The sequence below is a fragment of the Rubrobacter sp. M3-4 genome (genome assembly GCF_059772285.1).
In genome coordinates, this window is record NZ_JCBAJP010000002.1 from 88,288 (window position 1) to 110,485 (window position 22,198).

A 22,198-nucleotide genomic window follows, 5' to 3' on the forward strand; every position below is an offset into this window, starting at 1 on the left:
AAAGGTCACGCCACACATTATTGCCCGGAGGCGGGAGAAGAGTAACCGCCGGGGCGCCCTCCAGGACGCCCCGGCGCCGGAAGAGCAAAGCCTTACTGACCCCTGCGGCTCGGCGCTATGGCCTGCACACCGGTTATCTCGCGCCCGACGATCAGGGACTGCACGATATCGGTGCCCTCGTAGGTGTAGACGACCTCCATGTCGGCGAGGTGCTTGCCTACCAGGTATTCGAGCAGGAGCCCGTTGCCGCCGAGGATGTCGCGGGCGTCGGCGCAGATCTGCTTGGCCTTCCTGGCGACGCTCATCTTGGCGAGCGAGGCCATTCCCTCGGTCATCTTGCCCTGGTCGAAGAGCTGGCCGAGCCTGAGGCACATCAGCTGGATGTGGGTGAGCTCGGCGAGCATGTTCGCGAGGCGGTTCTGGATGAGCTGGTAGGTGTTGAGGGGCCGGTAGAAGACCTTGCGCTCCTTCGCGTACTGCAGCGCGGCCTCGTAACAGGCTACGGCGTGCCCCACACCCTCCCAGGCCACGCCGTAGCGGGTCGCGGTGAGCACCTTAGAGGTATCCTTGAAGGAGTTTGCGTGCTCGAGTTTGTTCTCGGCCGGAACCCGGGCGTCCTTCAGCTCGATCTCCGCCTGCCAGACGGCCCTCTTGCCGGTCTTGCCGGTCTGGACCCTCGTCGAGAGCCCCTCGGTTCCCTTCTCGACCAGGAAACCCTTGACCTGCTCGTCCTCTGCGTCGCGGGCCCAGAAGACGATCACGTCGGCGAAGGAGGCGTTCCCGATCCACTTCTTGTGCCCGTTGAGGACGTAGTGATCGCCGTCGCGCACGGCGCTCGACTCGAGCGCGACCGCATCGGAGCCGTGCTCGGGCTCGGTGAGCGCGAACGCCCCGATCTTCTCCATCCGCGCCATCTGCGGCAGCCAGTGCTGCTTCTGCTCCTCACTGCCGAGGATGGCGATGGAACCCATGGCGAGCCCGGAGTGTACCCCGAAGAAGGTGTTGAGGCTCCCGTCCCCCCGCGCGAGCTCCGCTCCCACGAGCCCCTCGGCCACGTGGCTCATCCCCGGACACCCGTAGCCTTTTATGCTGGTGCCCGCGATCCCGAGCTCGGCGAACTTCTCCACGAACTGGAACGGAAACTCCGCCTTGTCCCAGTACTCGTTTATGACCGGGATGACCTCCCGGTCACAGAAGTCCCTGACCTTCTGCCGGACCTGCCGCTCCTCGTCCGTGAGCAACTCGTCCAGAAGGTAGAAATCGGTCCCCAACGAGCCGGATACGTCAGCAATCACCGGAACTCTCCTCCTTCGCGATCCTCTCTCGTCGACAGATCACTCTACCACGCCCCCGCAGACCAGCAGGGTTCCTTGAAACTATCATACGTGTTATTATCATCTATGACAACATTCTACAGGGTCAGGGAGAGGTTGTCACATGCAGAAGGAGCAGGAGGCTGGCACGACCTACGTCGGGGGCGAGAAGAGACCGGCGCTGGTCGAGACGCTGTATGAGAGGACGGTGACGGATCCGGAGAAGGCTGCGTTCGTGCGCAGGGAGGGGGAAGAGTGGCGTCCTCTGAGCTACGGGGATTTCTGGCGGCGGGTGGAGCGCTTCGCCTCGGGTCTCGCCCGGCTCGGGGTCGGGAGGGGGTCGAGGGTCGCGATCGTCTCGGGCAACCGTCCGGAGTGGCCGATCGGTGACCTCGCCGTGCAGAGCCTCGGGGGCGTCGTGGTGCCGGTCTACCCGACGCTGGAGGAAGAGCAGATCGGGTACATCCTCGGGCATTCGGGTGCGGGCGTGGCGATCGTCGAGGGGGAGGAGCTGCTGCGCAAGGTGAGGGAGGCTGGGGAGGGCCTTTCGCACCTCGTCTCGATGGAGGGGAGTACTGGGGTGCTCTCCTTCGGGGAGGTCGAGGCGCTCGGGGAAGAGGAGCCGCTCGGGGATGCCTGGGAGGAGGGCTGGCGCTCTCTGCGTCGGGAGGACGTGGCGACGGTGATCTACACCTCCGGGACCACCGGGCGGCAGAAGGGGGCCGTTCTCACCCACGGCAACATCCTCTCCAACCTGGAGGGGATCCGGGATGCGCTCCCGGTCGTGCGCGAGGACGTCTTCCTCTCGTTTCTGCCGCTCTCGCACGTCTTCGAGCGCACCTGCAGCCAGTTCCTCTCGCTGTACGTCGGCGCGACCACCTACTACGCCGAGTCGATGGAGAAGATCCCGGAGAACCTGCGCGAGGTGAGGCCCACCCTTATGCTCTGCGTGCCCCGGCTCTACGAGAAGATGTACGAGCGGGTGCGCGAGCAGGGAGAATCGGGCGGGCCGCTGCGCAGGGCCCTCTTCGAGCGGGCGGTCGAAGCCGGCAGGGAGAAGTACCGCCTCGAGAGAGAGGGGCGGGAGCCGGGGGCTCTGCTCAGGGCCCGGCTCGCGCTCTACGATAAGCTCGTCTACCGCCGGGTGCGCGAGGCCACCGGTGGCAGGGTGCGCTGCTTCGTCTCCGGCGGGGCCAAGCTCGAGCAGGAAGTCGGCGAGTTCTTCTACGCCTGCGGGGTGAGGATAGTAGAGGGGTACGGTCTCACCGAGACCTCGCCCGTCATCTGCTGCAACCGGCTTCCGGTCCCGCGCTTCGGGACCGTCGGGCGGCCCATCTTCGGCACCTCCGTCAGGATCTCGGAGGAAGGGGAGATACAGGTGAAAGGTCCCGGGGTTACGGGCGGCTACCTCGACGACGAGGAGGCCACCCGCGAAGCGTTCACCGAAGACGGGTGGTTCCGGACCGGGGACATGGGAGAGTTCGACGCGGAGGGTCACCTCAGAGTCACCGGGCGGCTCAAGCACATCCTCGTGCTCTCCACGGGGAAGAACGTCGCCCCGGAGCCGGTCGAGGCGGCGATCGCCGCGCAGCCCCACGTTTTGCAGGCCGTGCTACTCGGGGACGGTAGGAAATACGTCGCGGCGCTCGTCGTCCCCGACTACGACGCCGTGCGCCGGACGCTCGGCGTGGACGACGGCGGGGAAAGACTCGCGCAGGACGAGCGCTGCCGGGAGATCGTCGGGCGGGAGATCGAGGAGGCCTGCCGCCGGTTCGCCCCCTACGAGCGGCCCAAGAAGTTCGCGCTGTTGCCGCGCGAGCTCTCGGTCGAGGAGGGGGAGCTCACCCCGACGCTCAAGGTCAGGATGCACGTGGTGCGCGAGCGCTACGCGAGGGAGATAGAGAGCCTCTACCAGTCGTAGGCTCCGAGGAAGGGGGAGGATGCCCGATACGACCACCACGGGGAGCGGGAAGAGAGCCGGGAAGGCCCCGGCGAGCCCGCGGGACATACTGCTCAGCGAGGTCAAGACCCGCAGCATCTTCCCGCTTCTCATCCTGCACTTCGTCCGCAGGAAGCCCGAGTACGGCAACAGCATCATCCAGCAGATAAAGGAGCTCTCCGGTGGGTCGATGAGCGTCTCGCCGAACACCGTCTACCCGCTCCTGCGGCGTCTGGAGGAGAAGGGGTACATCGTTGGGGAGTGGGAGAAACCCGAGACCCGCAGCCGGCGCTTCTACACGATCACCCCGAGGGGGGAGCAGAAGTACGCCGAGATAAAAGAGCGCTTCGAGGAGCATCTGCTGCGGGTCATAGAGGTGGCGCAGCGGCTGCACGAGGAGATCTATGGCTGAACCGGAGTCGCTCGCGAGCCGGCTCTTCAGAATCGGGATGAACTTCTACCCCGCCTACCGGGGGACGGGAGGCAGGGTCGTGCGCATCTCCGGCGACTGGCGGGAGGTCGAGATCCGGCTGCCGCTCGGATGGCGCACGCGCAACTACTTCGGCACGATCTTCGGCGGCAGCATCTACGCCGCGGTGGACCCCTTCTACGCGCTGATGCTCATCAAAAACCTCGGCAGCGGGTACATAGTCTGGGACCGGGCGGCGAAGGTCCTCTACGAGAAGCCCGGCCGGGAGACGCTCTACGCCCGCTTCCGGCTGAGCGGGGAGGAGGTCGAAGCCGTCCGGAGGGCCGCGGAGGGCGGGGCGCCGGTGGAGCGGACGTACCCCGTGGAGCTGAGGGATGCCGCCGGGGGGGTGCACGCCCGGGTGGAGAAGACCGTCTACGTGAGGAAGAAGCCGGTCTCCGCAGGGGATCGGTCGCAGGATCAGCCAGGAGGAGGCAGATGAGACACATACGCAGGGTAGCGGTGCTCGGGGCCGGGACGATGGGTGCGGCGATTGCCGCCCACTGCGCGAACGCCGGGCTCGAGGTCGACCTGCTCGACATCGCCGCGGAAGGCGAGGACAGGAACGCTGTCGTGAAGGCCGGTTTCGAGCGGATGAGGAAGGCACGGCCCGCGGCGCTCATGAGCGGGCGGGTCGCGGAGCGCATCCGCCTCGGGAACTTCGAGGACGACCTCGGGCGCCTCTCCGAGGCCGACTGGGTGGTCGAGGCGATAGTGGAGAGGCTCGAGCCCAAGCAAAAGCTGTGGGCGAGGGTCGAGAAGCTGGCGCCGGAGAGGGCCGTCCTCTCCTCGAACACCTCCGGGATACCGCTGCACAAGATCGCCGGGGGCCGCAGCGAGAGCTTCAGGAGGCGCTTCCTCGGGACCCACTTCTTCAACCCGCCGCGCTACCTGAAGCTGCTCGAGATCATCCCGACCGGAGACACCGACCCCGCGCTCGTCGAGGAGGTGCGCACCTTCGGGGGGCGCGTTCTCGGCAAGGGCGGTGTGATCGCCAAGGACACCCCCAACTTCATCGGCAACCGGCTCGGCAGCTTCTCGGGGATGAATTCGATCCGCTACTTCCTCGAGAACGGCTTCGGGATCGAGGAGGTCGACGCGCTGACCGGTCCCCTGATCGGACGCCCCAGGACCGCGACCTTCCGGCTGATGGACCAGGTGGGGCTGGACATCGCGGTCGGGGTAGCGGAGAACCTCTACGAGCTCGTCCCGGAGGACGAGTCGCGCGAGCAGCTCAAAGTCCCGCCGCTTCTCAAGGAGATGCAGGAGAGGGGCCTGCTCGGCATCAAGACCGGCGGGGGGTTCTACAGGAGGACGAAGCGCGACGGGAAGACCGTATTCGACGTCCTGAACCTCGAGACCTTCGAGTACGAACCGCCGAAGAACCCGGAGGTGCCGCTCGCGGAGGAGGCGTGGAAGCAGGGGGATCTCGGGGCGAGGCTGCGCTTCATCATGCGGAAGGCCGACGAGGATCGCCACGCCCGCATGCTGCGCGACACGATCCTTCCCGACCTCGCCTACGCCTCGCGGCGGGTGCCCGAGATCTCGGACACCCTCGAGGACGTGGACCACGCGATGGAGTGGGGCTTCGGACACGAGGCCGGGCCTTTCCGGACGTGGGACCTCCTCGGCGTCAGGGAGACCGCAGAGCGGATGCGATCGCTCGGCATCGAGGTCGCGGGCTGGGTCGAGGAGATGCTCTCCTCCGGCAACGAGAGCTTCTACAGGAAGGAGGGCACGAAGGAGCTGCAGTACAGCCCGCTCTCGAAGCGCTACGAGCCGGTGCGCGAGGACCCGCTGAAGATATCGCTCGGTGCCCTGCGCGAGGAGGGCGGGGAGATCGCGCGCAACGACTCGGCGAGCCTGCTCGACCTCGGGGACGGGGTGCTCTGCTACGAGATCCACTCCCCGGCGAGCGCCATCGACCAGAAGGTGGTGGAGATGGGCTACCGGGCGCTCGAGGAGCTCGAGAGCGAGCGCTGGGGGGCGCTAGTCATCGCCAGCGAGGCGCGCAACTTCTGCGTCGGGGCGAACCTGGGCGAGATCGCCCACGCCGTGAAGAACGGCGCGCTGGAGGAGGTGGGGCGGAGCATCGACGCACTGCACGGGCTGCTCATGGGCTTCCGCTTCGCCCCGAAGCCCGTCGTCGCCGCCCCGCACGGGCAGACGCTCGGCGGGGGGGCCGAGATCTGCCTGCACTCCGACCGCGTCGTCGCCGCGGGCGAGACGTACATGGGCCTGGTGGAGGCCGGGGTCGGCCTCATCCCGGCCGGGGGCGGGACCAAGGAGATGGTCAGGAGGCTCGTCTCGCGCGAGATCACCTCGTCCTCCGTACCGCCGCTGCCTTATCTGCAGCGGGCGTTCGAGACGATGGCGACGGCGAAGGCCTCGACCAGCGCGCTCGAGGCGCGCGAGCTCGGCTTCCTCGATGAAGACGACCGCGTCGTGATGAACGCGGACCATCTCGTCCACGCGGCCAAAAGGGAGGCGCTCGAGCTCGCCGACGGATACGTTCCTCCCGTTCGCGAGAAGAGCGTCTACGCCGCCGGGCCCGCCGCCCGCGCCGCGCTCGAGCTCGCGGTGCGCACCATGCAGTGGGGCCGCTACGCGACCGAGTACGACGGCGTCATAGCCTCCAGGCTCGCGTGGGTGATGACCGGCGGGGACATCACCGGCCCGCAGTGGGTCACCGAGGAGTACATACTCTCGCTGGAGAAAGAGGCTTTCCTCGATCTGCTCGGGAACGAGAAGACGCAGGAGCGGATAGCGGGGTTGCTGAAGACCGGGAAGCCGGTCCGAAACTAGGAGGTGGAGGATGAAGGAAGCGGTCATCGTCTCCGGGGCGCGCACGGCGGTCGGCCGGGCGCCGCGGGGGACGCTCAGGGAGATGCACCCGGTCGATCTCGCGGCCGCGCCGATACGCGCGGCCGTGGACCGGGCGGAAGGGCTCGACCCGCAGGAGATAGAGGACGTGATCTACGGCTGCGCGATGCCCGAGGGGACGCAGGGGTACAACATCGCGCGGCTCGCGGCGATGCGCGCCGGCCTGCCGGAGAGCGTGCCGGCGCAGACCGTCAACCGCTTCTGCTCCTCGGGGCTGCAGACCATCGCGATCGCGGCTGAGAGGATCATGGTCGGACATGCCACGACGATCGTCGCGGGCGGGGTCGAGCACATGTCCTCGACGCTGGAGATGCCGAACTTCGCCCCCAACCCGGCGCTGGTCGAGACGAACCCGGCCGTCTACATGGGGATGGGCCTCACCGCCGAGCAGGTCGCCAGGGAGTTCGGCGTCTCCCGGGAGGATCAGGACGAGTTCGCCCTCAGGAGCCACACGCTCGCCGCGAAGGCCGTCGACTCCGGGCTCTTCGACGAGGAGATCGTACCGCTCGAGGTCTCCTTCAGCTGGGTCGACGACGACGGGGAGGTGCGCCACCACAAGACGACCTTCAGGCGTGACGAGGGGCCGCGCCGGGACACCTCCGCCGAGGCGCTCGCGAAGCTGAAGCCCGTCTTCCAGCAGGGCGGGACCGTCACGGCCGGTAACTCCTCGCAGCGGAGCGATGGCGCGGCGGCGGTCGTCGTCATGGAGCGGGAGGAGGCCGAGCGGCGGGGCCTCGAGCCCCTGGCTCGCTTCCTCGGGTTCGCCGTCGGCGGGGTGAGACCGGAGGTGATGGGCATAGGCCCCACGGTCGCGATCCCGAAGGTCTTGAAACAGGTCGGGCTCTCGCTCGATCAGATAGACCTCATCGAGTTCAACGAGGCCTTCGCGGCGCAGGCGCTCGCCGTCATCCGGGAGGTCGGCCTGGATCTGGAGAAGACCAACGTCAACGGTGGGGCGATAGCGCTCGGCCACCCGATGGGTGCGACCGGCACCAAGCTCACCATCCAGCTCATCCACGAGATGAAGCGGCGGGGCTCGCGCTACGGGATGGTCACGATGTGCATCGGCGGCGGGATGGGCGCCGCGGGCGTCTTCGAGAACCTGCAGTAGCGGTCCGGCAGTCGGTTTTCTCTGCGGGGCGGGGAGAACTCCCCGCCCCTTCGCCTCCTGCCGGGGTCGCGGCGGCCCCGGAAGTGATCTAGAATGCCCGCAGGACTCCGGTTGTGGCCGGAGAGTACATGAAGCATGGCGGTGCAAGTCGAGTATCCTCGGTGATGAGGGCGTGAGGGAATAAGAATCCTTGTTGGGGGCTGGGGGGAGAAGGAACTCATCGGGCCATACCTCACCCGTGCCCGGCGATGCAGGCGCCGTCGTTCTTCTCTCTCCCGCCGGGCAGATCCTCGCGCAGAGCCTCTCCGCCGGCGGCCTGCTCGGGTGGAGGCCGGACGAGACGGTGGGACGGCATCTGCGGGAGATGGTCCACCCCGAGGATGCGGCCTCGGTGCGGGAGATGCTCGACGGTTCCGGGTACCCGGGGGGCGTCCGGAGGCTCCGACTGCGCCGCTCCGACGGCTCGTGGCCGGGCTTCGAGGTCGCGGTGAGCTCCCTGCGCGGGGGGATGGAGGGTCTGGCCCTGACGCTGCGCGCCCCCGCTGGAGCACCGCAACGGGAGCCGGGGAGAGAGGAGACGATCACCCGCTCCGTGCTCGACGCCGTGCCGGGCGCCGTGGTCGTCGTGGGCAAGGACGGCATCGTCCGCCTCTTCAACCGGGTGGCGGAGAGGATCTTCGGTTACGAAGCCGGGGAGGTCGTCGGTCGGCCGCTGGAGATTCTCATCCCCGAGCGCTTCCGCCGGGCGTACAGGGAGGGGTTCGCGCGCTACCTGAGGACCAGGGAGCCCCGCATGGTGGGCCGGGGCTCCTTCGAGCTCCTCGGGCGGCGCAAAAATGGTGAAGAGTTCCCGGTGAGCCTGAGCATCGGGGTGGCCGACGACGGTGAGGAGACCATCTTCACGGGCGTCATCCGGGATATCACCGGGCACGAGGAGGCCGAGGCCCGTTTCCGGGGGGCGTTCGAGAACTCCTCCAGCGGGATGGCGATCGTCGGGCTGGACAACCGTTATCTCAGGGTCAACCGGGCGCTGTGCGAGATGCTCGGCTACGAAGAGGAGGAGATCGTCGGGAGGAGATCCTTCGAGTTCACCCACCCCGACGATCTGGAGGAGAGCCGGAAGAGGGCTCGCAGGATGCTGGAGGAGGGCGGGCCGGAGCGGCTACTCCTCGAGAAGCGCTACGTGCGCAAGGACGGGGAGGTCATCTGGGCGATCTCCGACGCTGCGCTCGTGCGGGGAGATGGCGGTGAGCCGCTGTACTTCGTCACCCAGTTCCACGACGTGACCGCCCGGAAGCGGATGGAGGAGGAGCTGCGCAAGAACCAGCTCCTCCTCAGGGAGACCGAGTCCCGCTACCGCACGCTCATAGAGCAGATCCCGGCGGTGACCTACATAGACCGCGACCAGGAGGTACGATCGGCCGCCAACATCGCCGAGTACACGAGCCCGCAGATAGAGGACCTCACCGGTTACACCGTCGAGGAGTGGCTGGACCCGAACCGGGACCTCTGGCGGGAGAGGCTGCACCCGGAGGACCGGGAGAGAGTGCTCGCCGCCGACGATTACTCGAAGAGGACCGGGGAGCCGTTCAGCGAGGAGTACCGGCTCATCGCCAGGGACGGCTCGGTGGTGTGGGTCCTGGACAAGGCGGTGCGGCTGGAGGACGACGGAGTGGGCGGTCGGCTCTGGCAGGGCATCCTGCTCGACATAACCGACCGCAAGCGGGCCGAGGAGGCCCTCCGGGAGAGCGAGGAGCGGTTCCGCGCCGTGGTCGAGAGCATGGACGAGGGGCTCATCATCACCGACGCCGACGACGTGATCCTCTACGCCAACCCACGGCTCTCCGAGCTGAGCGGTTACGAGCAGGAGGAGATCCTCGGCCGCAAAGCCTACGAGCTCCTGCTCGACCCCGGGCATGAGAAGACGATGCTCCAGCGCAACCAGCGTCGGATGCAGGGCGTCTCGGAGCGGTACGAGATCAGGATGCGCCGCAAGGACGGCTCGTACCTGTGGGTCGAGGTGAGCGCCGGTCCCTATCGCGGCTCCTCCGGTCGGATCGTCGGCACGCTCGCGGTGGTCAAGGACATGAGCGAACGCAGGAAGCTCGAGGAACGCCTGCGTTACCAGGCGTTCCACGACCCGCTGACGGGGCTCGCGAACCGGGCGCTCTTCATCGACCGGCTACGGCGGGCTCTCTCCCGCTCCGGGAGCGATGGTTCCCGGGTGGCGGTGCTTTTCATGGACCTCGACGACTTCAAGGTCATAAACGACTCGCTCGGGCACGACTGGGGAGACAGAGCGCTCGAGCTGGTCGCCGAGCGGCTCCGGTCCCGGCTGAGACCGCGGGACCTGATCGCCCGTCTGGGAGGCGACGAGTTCGCGGTGCTGCTCGAGCAGGCCGATGAGGAGGAGGCGGTCGGGGTGGCCCGGCGCATAGAGGAGGGCTTCGGGACCCCGATCCAGCTGGGCGGGCTGAGATGGCCGGTGAGGGTGAGCGTCGGGATAGCGACCGGGGTCGCCGGGCAGGAGCCGCTGGAGCTCCTGCGGCAGGCGGACATGGCCATGTACCGGGCGAAGGCTCGCGGGAAGGCCGGACACCAGGTGTTCGGGGCGGAGCCGGAGGAGGGGCGTCCGGCGACGCGTCCCGGGGCCGGACGCGACCTCCGGCGGGCGCTCGAACGGGGGGAGTTCGAGGTCTGCTACCGGCCGGTGGTCGAACTGAAGGGGGGATCGATCGGCGGGATGCAGGCGATCCTGTGCTGGCGTAGCCGGGAACGGGGGGTGCTGGGCCCCGAGGCTTTCACCTCCTCCGCTGAGGAGAGCGGGCTGATCGTCGAGCTCGGCCGCTGGATGCTGCGCGAGTCCTGCCGACGGGTGAGAGGATGGGCCGGGACCCGCCGCGGAGATCCGATCCCCCTGCACATCTGTTTCCCGGCGCGCTTCCTGCGCCATCCCGGGCTGGTCCGGGATGGTGTGGAGATCCTGCGGGAGGAGGGGCCGGGGCCCGGCGGGCTGGTGATCGAGCTCTCCGGGAGCGCGGCGGTACGGGAAGATCCGGAGGGCGTGGAGGCGGTCCGTCGTCTGAGGGAGTGCGGGGCCCGGGTCGCGGTGGACAGCCTGGACCTGGGGGACGCTCCGGAGCCTTTCCCCGCCGAGCAGCTCGTCATCGGCGCGGCGCGCCTGGAGGGGCTGGAAGAGGCCGGAGGGTTCTTCTCCGGCGTCGTACGCGCGGCGCACGCGGCCCGCCTTCTGGTGCTGGCCGACGGGGTCGAGAGCGCCGCCCGGCTCGAAGGATTGCGTGAGGCCGGGTGCGACCTCGCCCGCGGCGGTTATTTCTCCGGGCTCCTCTCTGCCGCCGGAGCGGAGGAGCTGCTGCGGTCGGGTCCCCGCTGGTGAGGGACTACCGCGTGGCGGGTTCCACCACCGCGGACATCGAGCCTTTGCAGCGCGGGATGCGCGGATCGGGGCCGAAGCTCTGGATCTGGTCCCGCCTCAGCTCCGCCTGCTCGAGGTTCGTCGTCGCCACCACGACCCGCCCGGCGGTGTCCACCTCCCTGGCGAGCGCGTACCCCTTCTGCGGCGGGTAGCCGAAGATGGCCCCGAGCATCGTGATCACGTACTCGTAGCTGTGCTCGTCGTCATCCAGCAGGACCACGTTGTACGGGGGCATCCCGCGGGTCTTGCTCTGCTCCTTCTCTGCCGGTTTCGTGGTCGTATTCGTCATCGCGCACCATGCTTTGCGTGGCTTACGACTCCAGCGACGTATCTTAATGCCCTGTAGGCGCTCTGGCCAGGGGTGTCCGTGCAGGGCTGGCTCTAGCGGCCCTTCCACTCCGGACGGCGCTTCTGAAGGAAGGCGCACATACCCTCCTGGGCGTCCTCGAAGGTGGCGTTGAAGGACATCACCTCCTTCGTGTAGGCGTAGGCCTGCTCGGTTGGCATCTCGAGCTGCCGGTAGAACGCCTGCTTGCCGAGCCCCACGACGAGCGGGCTCGCCTCGATGATCCTCTCCGCCAGCGCGCGGGTCTCCTCCTCGAGCCTCTCCGCCGGGACGACCCTGCTCACGAGCCCGGCTTCTCTCGCCTCCTCGGCCGGGACGAAATCTCCCGTGAGCAGCATCTCCATCGCCTTCTTCTGCCCTACGGAGCGGGAGAGCGCGACCATCGGGGTCGAGCAGAAGAGCCCTATCTTCACCCCCGGGGTGGCGAAGCGGGCCTCCTCGGAGGCGACGACCAGGTCGCAGGTCGCGACGAGCTGGCAGCCGGCGGCGGTCGCGGTCGCGTGTACCCGGGCTATGACCGGCTGGGGGATGGAGCGGATCGTCATCATCAGCTCGGTGCAGACTTCGAAGATGCGCCGGTAATCTTCCGGGGTGCGTCCGATCATCTCTGAGAGGTCGTGACCGGAGCAGAACGCCGGGCCGTTGGCCGCGAGGATGACGATCTGCGCCTCGCGCTCCTCGCCTATCCTGCGGAAGCAGTCGGTGAGCTCGCGCATGTGCGCCATGGAGAGGGCGTTGCGCTTCTCGGGGCGGTTCATCGTGACGAGGGCGATGTCTCCCTCGCGCTCGTACAGGATGTTCTCGTAGGTCCTCTCGCCGAGCATCTCTCTACCTCCTCAGTTGACGAGCTTCTCCCTGCCGGTCCACTCCTTCTCGCGCAGGACGAACTTCTGCACCTTGCCGGTGGACGTCTTCGGCAGCTCCTCGACGAACTCGACCTTCGCGGGAGCCTTGAAGCGGGCGATACGCCCCCGGCAATGCTCGATGATCTCCTCTTGTGTGGCCTCTCTGCCCTTCTTGAGCGTCACGAACGCCTTCGGTCGCTCGCCCCACCTCTCGTCCGGGATCGCGACGACCGCACACTCGAGCACGGCCGGGTGGCTCACGACGGCCTGCTCGACCTCGATCGTCGAGATGTTCTCGCCGCCGGAGATGATCACATCCTTGCTCCTGTCCCTTATCTCGACGTAGCCGTCCGGGTGCCACACCGCCACGTCCCCGGAGTGGAACCACCCGCCCCGGAAGGCTTCTCCGGTGGCCGCCTCGTCCCTGAAGTAGCCTTTCATGACCATGTTGCCGCGCATCACGACCTCGCCCATCGTCTCCCCGTCGCGCGGGACGTCGTTCATCTTCTCGTCGACGACCCGCACCTCCTCGGAGGTCACGTATCCCTGCCCCTGGCGGGCGACGAGACGGGCCCGCTCTTCGGTGGTGAGATCTTCCCACCCATCCTGCCGCACGCACGCCGTGATCGGACCGTAGGTCTCGGTGAGGCCGTAGACGTGCAGCGGCTGGATGTTGATGTTCTCCAGGCTCTCTATGAGGGTCGGAGAGGGCGGGGCTCCCGCGACGACCGTCCGGACCGGCTTATCGAGGCGGTGGGCCTTCTCGTGGTTGGCTATCCCTATCTGGACGGTCGGCGCGCCGCAGTAGTGGGTTATCCCTTCCTCGTCGAAGAGGTCCCAGATCTTCTCGGGGTCGACCCTCCGCAGGCACACGTGGATGCCTCCCGCCGCCGTGACGGCCCAGGGAAAGGTCCAGCCGTTGCAGTGGAACATCGGGAGCGTCCAGAGGTAGCGGGTATCGTAGCCCATCCCGGCTTCGATGACGTTCCCCAGAGCACACAGGTACGCCCCGCGGTGGGTGTACATCACTCCCTTGGGCCTCCCGGTGGTGCCGGAGGTGTAGTTTATCGAGATGGTCTCCTCCTCGTCCTCCAGCACCGGCTGCAGGGGCTCCGGCGAGCCCGCCGAGAGGTACTCCTCGTAGGGGTCCTCCGGCCCCCCGGTGTCTTCCACGCGCACGCGTTCTATCCCGCCCGCCTCTGCGAGGAGCCCCTCCAGATCCGCGTCGTAGAAGACGACCCTCGCCCCCGAGTGCTCGAGGATGTAGCCGACTTCGCCCTTGGAGAGGCGGGTGTTTATCGCGACCAGCACGCACCCCGAGAGCGGCACGGCGAAATGCGCCTCGAGCAGCGCGGGGATGTTCGGGCACAGGAAGGCGACCCGGTCGCCCCTGGAGAGCTCCCGGCGCAGCCGGGAGGCGAGCCTGTCTACCCTCTCCCCGAACTCGCGGTAGGTGTACCGGCGCTCTCCGTGCACCACGGCGGTCTTCTCCGGGAACAGGGCGGCGCTCCTCCTGAGGAAGCTCACCGGCGTGAGCTCGCTGCGGTAGACCTTCTCCTGAGGCATGAACGTTTCCTTTCCCCAACTCTTCTCGGCTCACAGTATATGCTCGCCCGAATTCATCCGCACTCCGCGGATCTCTATCTCGTGGGTTATCTTGTCCTGGTGTGCGTTACCGGAGGAAAGGGTGAGGTCTTGAGAGAAGAGGACGAGCGCCGGCTCGGGAGGCTGCACCGCCGCGCGGGGGAACTTCGCCTCTGGCGCAACGCGAGGGAGCGGAACATCGAGGTCTGGCGTTTTTCTACCGGGAACGGCAGGATCGAGAAGGTGAGCCTCGGGGATTTCTGGCCGGAGGTCGCGCTTCCGGTAAGCCTCTCGTCCGAGGTGGAGGTGCCGCTGGAGTGGGTCGGGGAGCCGGTCGAGGTCGAGCTGTGGCTCGGGGGAGAGGGGTTCGTGCGGCTCTCGACCGGCGCGAGCGGTGGCCTGAACCCGTACCACACGAGCTTCCGGGTGACCGATGAAGCTCGCGGCGGAGAGAGGATAGAGATCGAGGCCGAGGTCGTCCCGCACGGCGTCTGGGGCGAGATGGTTCCGGAGCCCAGGATCGAACGCGCCGCGCTCGTGGTGCCCGAGAGGGAGGTGCGGGGCCTCGAGCGGGACCTCTGGGTCTCGCTGGAAGCGGCGAGGCAGCTCGGGGAGCACGACGCGGTGCCGCTGCTTCTGGACGCGGCGGAGGAGGCGTTCGCCTCTCTCGCCGGGAGCTGGCCCACGGCGACGGACGTCTTCCTTCCGCGTCACCTCAGGAGGTACTCCTCCGCCGGGGAGAGGCTCCCGTGGAGCCTGCCGGAGGATCCAGGGAGTGTCACCCCGCTCCCGCCGGAGGCGCGGCAGGCCGTACGCCGGGCGCGGAGGCTCCTGGCGAAGAGGATCGAAGAGATCGAGGCCGGGCACCCGCCGGCCGGGCGCCTGGCGCTGACGGGACACGCTCACCTGGACCTGGCCTGGCTCTGGCCGGTGGCGGAGGCGCGGCGCAAGGGGCGCCGGACGTTCGCGAGCGTCCTCTCGCTGATGGATCGCTACCCGGAGTTCACCTTCAACCAGTCCTCGGCGCAGCTCTACGCCTGGATCGAGGAGGACGACCCCGAGCTCTTCGAGCGGGTCAGGGAGCGGGTCGCGGAGGGACGCTGGGAGCCGGTTGGCGGCTCGTGGGTGGAGAACGACTGCCAGATACCGGGCGGCGAGTCGATGGTGCGCCAGCTCCTCTACGGGCAGCGCTACTTCGAGGAGAGATTCGGCGTGCGCTCGAAGGTGGCCTGGCTCCCCGATGCCTTCGGGTTCTCCCCCGCGCTGCCCCAGATCCTTAAAGGAGCCGGCATCGAGGGCTTCTTCACCTACAAGCTCAACTGGAACGAGGCCGATCGCTTCCCGCACGACCTCTTCCTCTGGGAAGGGCTCGACGGAACGACGGTCCTCGCCCACCACTTCGACAACCCCGGCCAGGACTACAACGGAAACGTCACCCCGCACGATCTGCTCGGGACCTGGCGCAACTTCCGGGGCAAGCGGTACCATCCGGAGAGCCTCTTCTCGTTCGGATGGGGCGACGGCGGCGGGGGGCCGAGCGAGGAGATGCTCGAGAACTACGCCCGCCTGAAGGAATTCCCCGCCCTTCCACGCCTGAGGATGACCCGCGTGGAGGATTTCTTCGCCTCGCTGCCGCGCGAGGGGCTCCCGAGGTGGGTCGGGGAGCTCTACCTGGAGCTGCACCGGGGGACGCTCACCACGCAGGGTCGGATCAAGAAGCTCAACCGCGAGGCCGAGCACCGGCTCGTGGAGGCCGAGGCTCTGCGCGCCGTGGCACACGCGCTGGGGCGGGAGAAGTACCCCGCGCGAGAGCTGGAGCGGGCCTGGAAGACCCTCCTGCTCAACCAGTTCCACGACATCCTGCCGGGTTCTTCGATCCACGAGGTCTACGATGAGGCCGTGCCGCAGCTCGAGGGGGTGGTGAAGACCGCAAAGGAGGTACGCGACGGTGCGCTCGGCGGTCCGGCGGGGGACGGGACCTCGAGGGTCGTGAACGCCTCGGTGTGGCCCCGTCCTCTCTCGGTCGTGGTCCCGGATCTCGACGAGGGCGTCGAGCTGGAAGGGGAGCCCCTGCCCACCCAGCGGGTGGAGGAGGGGGTGCTGGTCTGCGACCCGGAGCGGCTCGTGCCGCCGCTCGGATGGGTCACGCTGCGCCGCGGCGGGGCGGGTTTCCGAAAGCCCTCTACGACCGTCCGGGCCTCGGAGGAGGACGGGCGGTTCGTGCTCGAGAACGAGATCATCCGGGCCGAGGTAGGGACCGACGGCACGCTCTGGCGGGTCTTCGACCGGAAGGTCGGGCGGGAGGTGCTCGACGGGCGGGGCAACCAGCTCTGGGCCTACACCGACGAGCCGCGCGAGTGGGAGGCGTGGGACGTAGACGAGGACTACGGGCGTGAGGGGGAGGAGGTCGGCGGGGTCGAGGGGATCGAGGTCGTCGAGGAGGGGCCCCTGCGGGGTTCGGTGCGGGTGCGGCGCCGCTTCCGGAGCTCACGCATCGTGCAGACCTACCGGCTCCTCGCGGGATCGCGGCGTTTAGACGTCGTGACGGAGGTCGAGTGGCACGAGCGGCGGGTGCTGCTGCGCTCGCTCTTCCCGTTGAGGGTCCGCAGCCACGAGGCGACCTTCGAGACGATGTTCGGCGCGCACCACCGTCCGACCCACCGCAACACCTCGTGGGACGCGGCGCGCTTCGAGGTCTCGGCGCACCGCTTCGCGGACCTCTCCGAGCCAGGCTACGGGGTGGCGCTGCTCAACGACGGGCGCTACGGCCACAGCGCCGAGGGTAACGTGCTCGGGATCAGCCTGCTGCGCGGCCCCTTGTTCCCCGACCCGCTCGCGGACGAGGGCCGCCACCGCTTCACCTTCTCTCTCCTGCCGCACCGGGGGGATTGGACGGAGTCCGGGGTGGTGCGGGAGGCGCTCTGGCTCAACAGCCCTTCTTTCGTCGTCTCCGGTGGTGGAGGGTTGCCGGATGCTTTCTCGTTTTGCGGCGTCGAGGGCGTGGAGCTCGCCCTGGGGAGCCTGAAGCTCGCCGGGGACGGGGAGGAGCTGATCTTGAGGCTCTACGAGCCGCACGGGGCGAGGGGGGAGTGCGCTCTGCGCTTCGGGGTCCCGGTCGAGAGGGTGCGGCGGGCGAACCTGCTTGAGGAGCCCGGGGAGGAGCTGGATGTGAGAGGGGATGCGGTGCGCTTCTCTGTCCGGCCTTTCGAGGTGGTGACGCTGCGCATCGGGCTGTCGAAGGAGTAAGATACCCCGCGGACCACACGAGGGAAGGGGTTTTCAGGATGGAGTACCGGAGGCTCGGCAGACTCGGCAGGATGAACTCGGTCCTCATCTACGGGGGAGCGGCGCTCTCACGCGTCGACCCCGACGAGGCGGACCGTTCGATCGCGCTCGCCCTCGAGTCCGGGGTGAACCACTTCGACACCGCCCCCGACTACGGCGACTCGGAGCTCCACTACGGACGCTGGATGCCCGAGATCCGCGACCGCATCTTCCTCTCCACCAAGATCGAGGCCCGCGACCGCGACGGGGCCTGGCGCGACATCCACGCCTCGCTCGACCGGCTGCGGACGGAGAGGATAGACCTGATCCAGCTGCACGCCGTAGGTGACCTGGAGGACCTCGACCGGGTCACCGGTTCGGGAGGAGCGCTCGAAGCCGCGGTGGAGGCACGCGAGCAGGGGATCGTCGGCGCGATCGGCATCACCGGTCACGGCAACGGTGCCCCGGCGACCCACCTGGAGGCGCTCAGGCGGTTCCCGTTCGAGACGGTGCTCACACCCTGGAACTACATTCTCTTCACCGAGGATGGCTTCCGCCGCGACTTCGAAGCGCTCGTGTCCGAGGCGAGGCGGCAGGACGCCGCCCTGATGACGATAAAGACGATCGCGCGGCGCAACTGGCAGGGTGACCGTCCGCTGGAAGGGCAGCGCTACGCGACCTGGTACGAGCCTTTCGACGAGCAGTGTCACGTGGACGCGGCCGTCTCGTGGGTGCTCTCACACGAGGAGATCACAGGGATAGCGATGGCCGGGGACGTGCGGCTCGTACCGAAGATGATAGCCGCCGAGCGTGAGAGGATGAGCCGGATGGACGCGGAGGACGTCCTTCTGCGGGCCCCGGACTACTCCTCGCCGTTCATCGAGATGCCGATCTAGAGGTTTGGAGGTGATTTTGGAGAAACGTGCTTTCGGCAGGACCGGTATGCAGATAACCCCCATAGGCTTCGGGAGCTGGGCCATCGGCGGGAGCGGGTGGGCGGCCGCCTGGGGGCCCCAGGACGATGGGGAGGCTATCGGGGCGATAAGGCGCGCCGTCGAACTGGGGATCAACTGGATCGACACCGCCGCCGTCTACGGCCTCGGCCACTCCGAAGAGCTCGTCGCCCGCGCCCTCAAGGACATCCCCGAGTCCGAGAGGCCCTACGTCTTCACCAAGTGCGAGCGGCGCTGGGACGAGAGGGGCAACGTCTACGGCAGCCTGAAGAAGGACTCCATAAAGCGGGAGTGCGAGGACAGCCTGAGGCGTCTCGGGGTGGACGCGATCGATCTCTACCAGATCCACTGGCCCGAGCCCGAAGAGGACATCGAGGAAGGCTGGGAGGCGATGGCCGAGCTGAAGGAGGAGGGCAAGGTCCTCCACATCGGGGTCTCGAACTTCGACGTCTCCCAGATGGAGCGCTGCCAGAAGATAGCCCCCATCGAGACGTTGCAGCCGCCCTACTCGATCATCCGCCGCGGGATAGAGGATGAGATCCTGCCGTACTGTCGCGATCACGGCATCGGCGTGATCGTCTACTCCCCGATGGCGAGCGGTCTCCTCTCGGGCCGGATGACCCGCGAGCGCGTCGAGAACATGCCCGACGACGACTGGCGCAAGCGCGCCCCCGATTTCAACGAACCGCGCCTCTCGCGCAACCTGGCGCTGGTGGAACTGCTGCGCGAGATCGGCGCAGACCACGGGGGGTACTCTCCGGCCGAGGTCGCCATCGCCTGGACGCTGCGCCACCCGGCGGTCACGGCGGCCATCGTCGGCGGACGCCGCCCGGAGCAGGTGGACGGCGTGGTCGGCGCGGCGGATCTCACGCTTACGGACGAGGACCTCTCCCGCATAGAGTCTTTCCTGAAGGAGAACCCTTGAGCGGCGCCCTGCGGCCGCGCGAGCTGGGTCGGACGGGCCTGCGCGTCACCCCTCTCTGCTACGGCTGCGCTCCTTTAGGGAGCATGCCCGAGACCTTCGGATACGGTGTATCCGAAGAGCAGGCGCTCGCCACGCTGCGCGAGATCTTCCGCGGCCCCGTCAACTTCATCGACACCGCGGCCTCCTACGGCGACGGGGAGAGCGAGCGGCGCATCGGGCTCGCCCTGAAGGAGCGCGGTGGTCTCCCGGAGGGTTTCGTCCTCTCGACCAAGGCCGACCGCGACCTCTCCACGGGGGAGTTCTCGGGGGAGCAGATGCGCCGCTCCGTCGAGCGCAGCCTCAGGCTCCTCGGCCTGAACAGGCTGCAGATCGTCCACCTCCACGACCCCGAGCACACCACCTTCGAGGAGGCGATGGCGAAAGGAGGGCCGGTCGAGACCCTCATGGAACTCAAGGACGAAGGCGTAATAGAGCACCTCGGCGTCGCTGGAGGGCCGGTGGATATGATGATCCGCTACGTAGAGACCGGTTGCTTCGAGCTGGCCATAACCCACAACCGCTACACCCTCCTCGACCAGAGCGCGGCTCCTCTGCTGGACGTGGCGGCCTCGCATGGGGTGGCCGTCCTCAACGCGGCGCCCTACGGCGGGGGTATCCTCGCCCGCGGCCCGGAGGAATACCCCCGCTACGCCTACTCCGAAGCCCCGCCACGGCTGCTCGAGCGCGCCCGGCGCATCGCCGAAGTGTGCCGCGAGGCCGGCGTGCCGCTCGCCGCGGCAGCCCTCCAGTTCTCCCTGCGCGAGAGCCGCATCGCCTCGACCATCGTCGGCGTGAGCAGCCTCGAACACGTCAGGGCCACCCTCGAGCTCGCCGCCACCCCCATCCCCGATGCACTCTGGGACGATCTGGAGGATGCCGCTGGCTTCTGATCTCGCCTTGGATACCATCCTCTGTCGCTGTTAACCTCTTCGGGGGTTGGATCGTGTTGTGTTAGAGGGAGAAAGGACGTGCGGATTTGAGGTATCGTGAGCTTGGAAAGACCGGAATGCGGGTCTCGGAGGTGAGCATCGGGACCTGGGCCTTCGGGGGAGACTGGGGAGAGGTGGACGACGAGGAGTCCTACGCCACCCTCAACCGCGCGGTGGACCTCGGGGTGAACTTCTTCGACACCGCCGACGTCTACGGCGACGGCAGGAGTGAGCGGCTTCTGGGCAGGCTCCTCGCGGAGCGCGAGGAGGAGATCTTCGTCGCCACCAAAGCCGGGCGGCGCCTCGACCCACACACCGCCGGAGGCTACACCTACGACAACCTCGCCCGCTTCGCCGAGCGCAGCCTGAAGAACCTGGGGGTCGAGGCCCTCGATCTGCTGCAGCTGCACTGCCCGCCGACCGCCGTATACACCCAGGACGAGACCTTCGAGGCGCTGGATCGCCTGGTGGAGCAGGGGGTGGTCAAGAACTACGGGGTGAGCGTCGAGAAGGTCGAGGAAGCTAAGCTAGCCCTCGACTACCCCGGTGTGAAGACCGTCCAGATCATCTTCAACATCTTCCGCCAGAAGCCGTCCGAGGAGTTCTTCCCCCTCGCTTCCGAGCGGAACGTCGGGGTGATCGCGCGCGTGCCGCTCGCGAGCGGGCTCCTCTCCGGCAAGATGCGCCCGGACAGGGAGTTCTCCCCGGACGACCACCGCAACTTCAACCGCGAGGGGCAGGCCTTCGATCGTGGAGAGACCTTCTCCGGGGTGGACTTCCAGACCGGGCTCGCCGCCGCCGAGGAGCTCAAAGGGCTCGTGCCCGAGGGATACACCCTGGCCCAGCTCGCGCTGCGCTGGATCCTTATGCACCCCGAGGTCTCCTGCGCCATTCCGGGTGCCAAACGCCCGGACCAGCTCGAGGAGAACCTCGCCGCTTCGGAGATGCCGCCGCTCTCCATCGAGGAGATGGACCGCATCCGCGAGGTCTACGACCGCAGCATCCGGCCGCAGGTACACCACCTCTGGTAATCTGCGTCTCTGTTTAGCCGCCGCACCCTGCGGGTAACGCTCTCTCTGGTAGATCGGGCGAACCCGGAAGGAGAGCTGATAAGGGTGGCAGGAGAGCTTCGGGGCAAAAAGGTCGCGATACTGCTCGCGCCCAAGGGTACCGAGCAGGTCGAGTTCACCGAGCCCAAGAGGGCACTAGAGGAGGCCGGGGCGTCCGTCGACGTCGTCGGCGTCGAGACCGGAGACGTTCAGACGATGAACCACGACACCGAGCCCGGAGATACCTTCACGGTCGAGAGGACGTTCTCCGAGGTCTCCGCCGAGGACTACGACGGTCTCGTCGTCCCCGGCGGCTGCGTCGGCGCCGACCAGCTGCGTGCAAACGAGGAGGCGGTCGGCTTCGTGCGGTCGTTCTTCGAGCAGGGCAAGCCGGTCGGGGTGATCTGCCACGGTCCCTGGACCCTGGTCGAGGCCGACGTGGTGCGTGGCAGGAGGCTGACCTCCTACTGGAGCATCAAAACGGACATCCGCAACGCCGGGGGCGAGTGGGTCGACGAGGAGGTCGTCACCGACGGCGGGCTCGTGACCAGCCGCCATCCGGGTGATCTCGAGGCCTTCTGCTCCAAGGTCATCGAGGAGTTCGCCGAAGGCCGGCACGAGGCTCAGACGCGGAGCGTTTGAGGGGTAAAACCCGATGAGGGCGACGAGGGGCTCCCGGATGGAAGCCCCTCTAATTCTGCTACGAGGAAGCTCCGGGGAGCCGGTCCACCTTCGCGGCGAAGATGAAGTCGCTCTCGGTCAGCCCGTCGATCTTGTGCGTGAAGACGGTGAGTTCCACCCGACCCCAACCGAAGCTTATGTCCGGGTGATGCCCCTGCTCCTCGGCCAGCTCGCCGACACGGTTGACGAACTCGAGCGCCTGCTGGAAATCCTCGAAGCGAAACTCCCGGCGCAGGTGGTGCTCATCTACCACCTCCCATTCCGGGACCTGCCGGGCCAGCTCCTCGAGCTCCTTACCTTTGAGCGGCGGGGTCCCGCCCTTGCAGGGCACGCACGTCTTGCTCGCGAGGTCGGACATCTCGGCACCTCCTCTTGCTCGCTCCACCAGGGATCATATATACCCGTTCGCCCCGGGGTTCACCTTCTTACCGA

Annotated in this window: 18 protein-coding genes; 12 read left to right on the forward strand and 6 right to left on the reverse strand. The window is 67.8% G+C overall.

Annotated elements, in window-relative coordinates; genetic code table 11:
- Positions 1-92: 92 nt before the first annotated feature.
- Entirely contained in the window at positions 93-1,295 is a 1,203-nt protein-coding gene (locus tag AC6EKW_RS02710; RefSeq protein ID WP_498513628.1) for an acyl-CoA dehydrogenase family protein, read from the reverse strand.
- Positions 1,296-1,437: 142 nt separating this feature from the next.
- Between AC6EKW_RS02710 and AC6EKW_RS02715 the strand changes: the two genes are divergently transcribed.
- From AC6EKW_RS02715 to AC6EKW_RS02735, 5 genes are read left to right on the forward strand one after another with little or no spacing between them, the layout of a single operon-like run.
- Positions 1,438-3,234, forward strand: coding sequence for an AMP-dependent synthetase/ligase (locus tag AC6EKW_RS02715; RefSeq protein WP_498513629.1), 1,797 nt, complete (start codon positions 1,438-1,440; stop codon positions 3,232-3,234).
- Positions 3,235-3,253: 19 nt separating this feature from the next.
- On the forward strand, positions 3,254-3,664 hold the full coding sequence (locus AC6EKW_RS02720) for a PadR family transcriptional regulator (RefSeq protein ID WP_273842602.1): 411 nt from the start codon (positions 3,254-3,256) through the stop codon (positions 3,662-3,664).
- Positions 3,657-4,163 (forward strand): DUF4442 domain-containing protein, encoded by a 507-nt coding sequence (locus tag AC6EKW_RS02725; protein ID WP_498513630.1) that lies wholly within the window; start codon positions 3,657-3,659, stop codon positions 4,161-4,163. Before AC6EKW_RS02720 ends, AC6EKW_RS02725 begins: the two co-directional genes overlap by 8 nt.
- Positions 4,160-6,526 (forward strand): 3-hydroxyacyl-CoA dehydrogenase/enoyl-CoA hydratase family protein, encoded by a 2,367-nt coding sequence (locus tag AC6EKW_RS02730; RefSeq protein WP_498513631.1) that lies wholly within the window; start codon positions 4,160-4,162, stop codon positions 6,524-6,526. Before AC6EKW_RS02725 ends, AC6EKW_RS02730 begins: the two co-directional genes overlap by 4 nt.
- Positions 6,527-6,536: 10 nt before the next feature.
- Entirely contained in the window at positions 6,537-7,715 is a 1,179-nt protein-coding gene (locus tag AC6EKW_RS02735; protein ID WP_273886859.1) for an acetyl-CoA C-acyltransferase, read from the forward strand.
- Positions 7,716-7,947: 232 nt separating this feature from the next.
- Here the strand turns inward: AC6EKW_RS02735 and AC6EKW_RS02740 are convergent, their stop codons facing one another.
- On the reverse strand, positions 7,948-8,070 hold the full coding sequence (locus AC6EKW_RS02740; RefSeq protein ID WP_273887100.1) for a hypothetical protein: 123 nt from the start codon (positions 8,068-8,070) through the stop codon (positions 7,948-7,950).
- Between AC6EKW_RS02740 and AC6EKW_RS02745 the strand changes: the two genes are divergently transcribed.
- The gene (locus tag AC6EKW_RS02745; protein ID WP_498513745.1) at positions 8,032-11,112 is read left to right on the forward strand and encodes a PAS domain S-box protein; all 3,081 of its coding nucleotides are present in this window, start codon (positions 8,032-8,034) and stop codon (positions 11,110-11,112) included. The two genes, AC6EKW_RS02740 and AC6EKW_RS02745, sit on opposite strands and share 39 nt — an antisense overlap.
- A 4-nt stretch (positions 11,113-11,116) precedes the next feature.
- On the opposite strand, the gene AC6EKW_RS02750 is transcribed toward AC6EKW_RS02745, so the two are convergent.
- From AC6EKW_RS02750 to AC6EKW_RS02760, 3 genes are all read right to left on the reverse strand, one after another.
- Entirely contained in the window at positions 11,117-11,440 is a 324-nt protein-coding gene (locus AC6EKW_RS02750) for an ATP-dependent Clp protease adaptor ClpS (protein ID WP_273886860.1), read from the reverse strand.
- 92 nt (positions 11,441-11,532) lie between these two features.
- The gene (locus AC6EKW_RS02755) at positions 11,533-12,321 is read right to left on the reverse strand and encodes an enoyl-CoA hydratase (RefSeq protein ID WP_498513632.1); all 789 of its coding nucleotides are present in this window, start codon (positions 12,319-12,321) and stop codon (positions 11,533-11,535) included.
- 12 nt (positions 12,322-12,333) lie between these two features.
- Entirely contained in the window at positions 12,334-13,908 is a 1,575-nt protein-coding gene (locus AC6EKW_RS02760; RefSeq protein WP_273886862.1) for an acyl--CoA ligase family protein, read from the reverse strand.
- A 129-nt stretch (positions 13,909-14,037) separates the two neighbouring features.
- Between AC6EKW_RS02760 and AC6EKW_RS02765 the strand changes: the two genes are divergently transcribed.
- From AC6EKW_RS02765 to AC6EKW_RS02790, 6 genes are all read left to right on the forward strand, one after another.
- A complete protein-coding gene (locus AC6EKW_RS02765; protein ID WP_498513633.1) occupies positions 14,038-17,172 on the forward strand; it encodes an alpha-mannosidase in 3,135 nt (1,044 codons plus the stop codon).
- Between the two features lie 38 nt (positions 17,173-17,210).
- A complete protein-coding gene (locus tag AC6EKW_RS02770; RefSeq protein ID WP_273886864.1) occupies positions 17,211-18,086 on the forward strand; it encodes an aldo/keto reductase in 876 nt (291 codons plus the stop codon).
- A 16-nt stretch (positions 18,087-18,102) separates the two neighbouring features.
- A complete protein-coding gene (locus AC6EKW_RS02775; RefSeq protein WP_498513634.1) occupies positions 18,103-19,068 on the forward strand; it encodes an aldo/keto reductase in 966 nt (321 codons plus the stop codon).
- Positions 19,065-19,997: an aldo/keto reductase gene (locus tag AC6EKW_RS02780; RefSeq protein WP_498513635.1), complete on the forward strand. Its 933-nt coding sequence runs from the start codon at positions 19,065-19,067 to the stop codon at positions 19,995-19,997. The genes AC6EKW_RS02775 and AC6EKW_RS02780 overlap by 4 nt, the downstream gene beginning before the upstream one ends.
- Positions 19,998-20,083: 86 nt before the next feature.
- The gene (locus tag AC6EKW_RS02785) at positions 20,084-21,067 is read left to right on the forward strand and encodes an aldo/keto reductase (RefSeq protein WP_498513636.1); all 984 of its coding nucleotides are present in this window, start codon (positions 20,084-20,086) and stop codon (positions 21,065-21,067) included.
- Positions 21,068-21,151: 84 nt separating this feature from the next.
- Positions 21,152-21,727: a type 1 glutamine amidotransferase domain-containing protein gene (locus tag AC6EKW_RS02790; RefSeq protein ID WP_498513637.1), complete on the forward strand. Its 576-nt coding sequence runs from the start codon at positions 21,152-21,154 to the stop codon at positions 21,725-21,727.
- A gap of 58 nt (positions 21,728-21,785) precedes the next feature.
- Here AC6EKW_RS02790 and AC6EKW_RS02795 read toward each other — a convergent pair whose 3' ends face one another.
- Complete coding sequence (locus AC6EKW_RS02795) at positions 21,786-22,124, reverse strand: 4a-hydroxytetrahydrobiopterin dehydratase (RefSeq protein WP_273886869.1); 339 nt, start codon at positions 22,122-22,124, stop codon at positions 21,786-21,788.
- Positions 22,125-22,198: the final 74 nt, after the last annotated feature.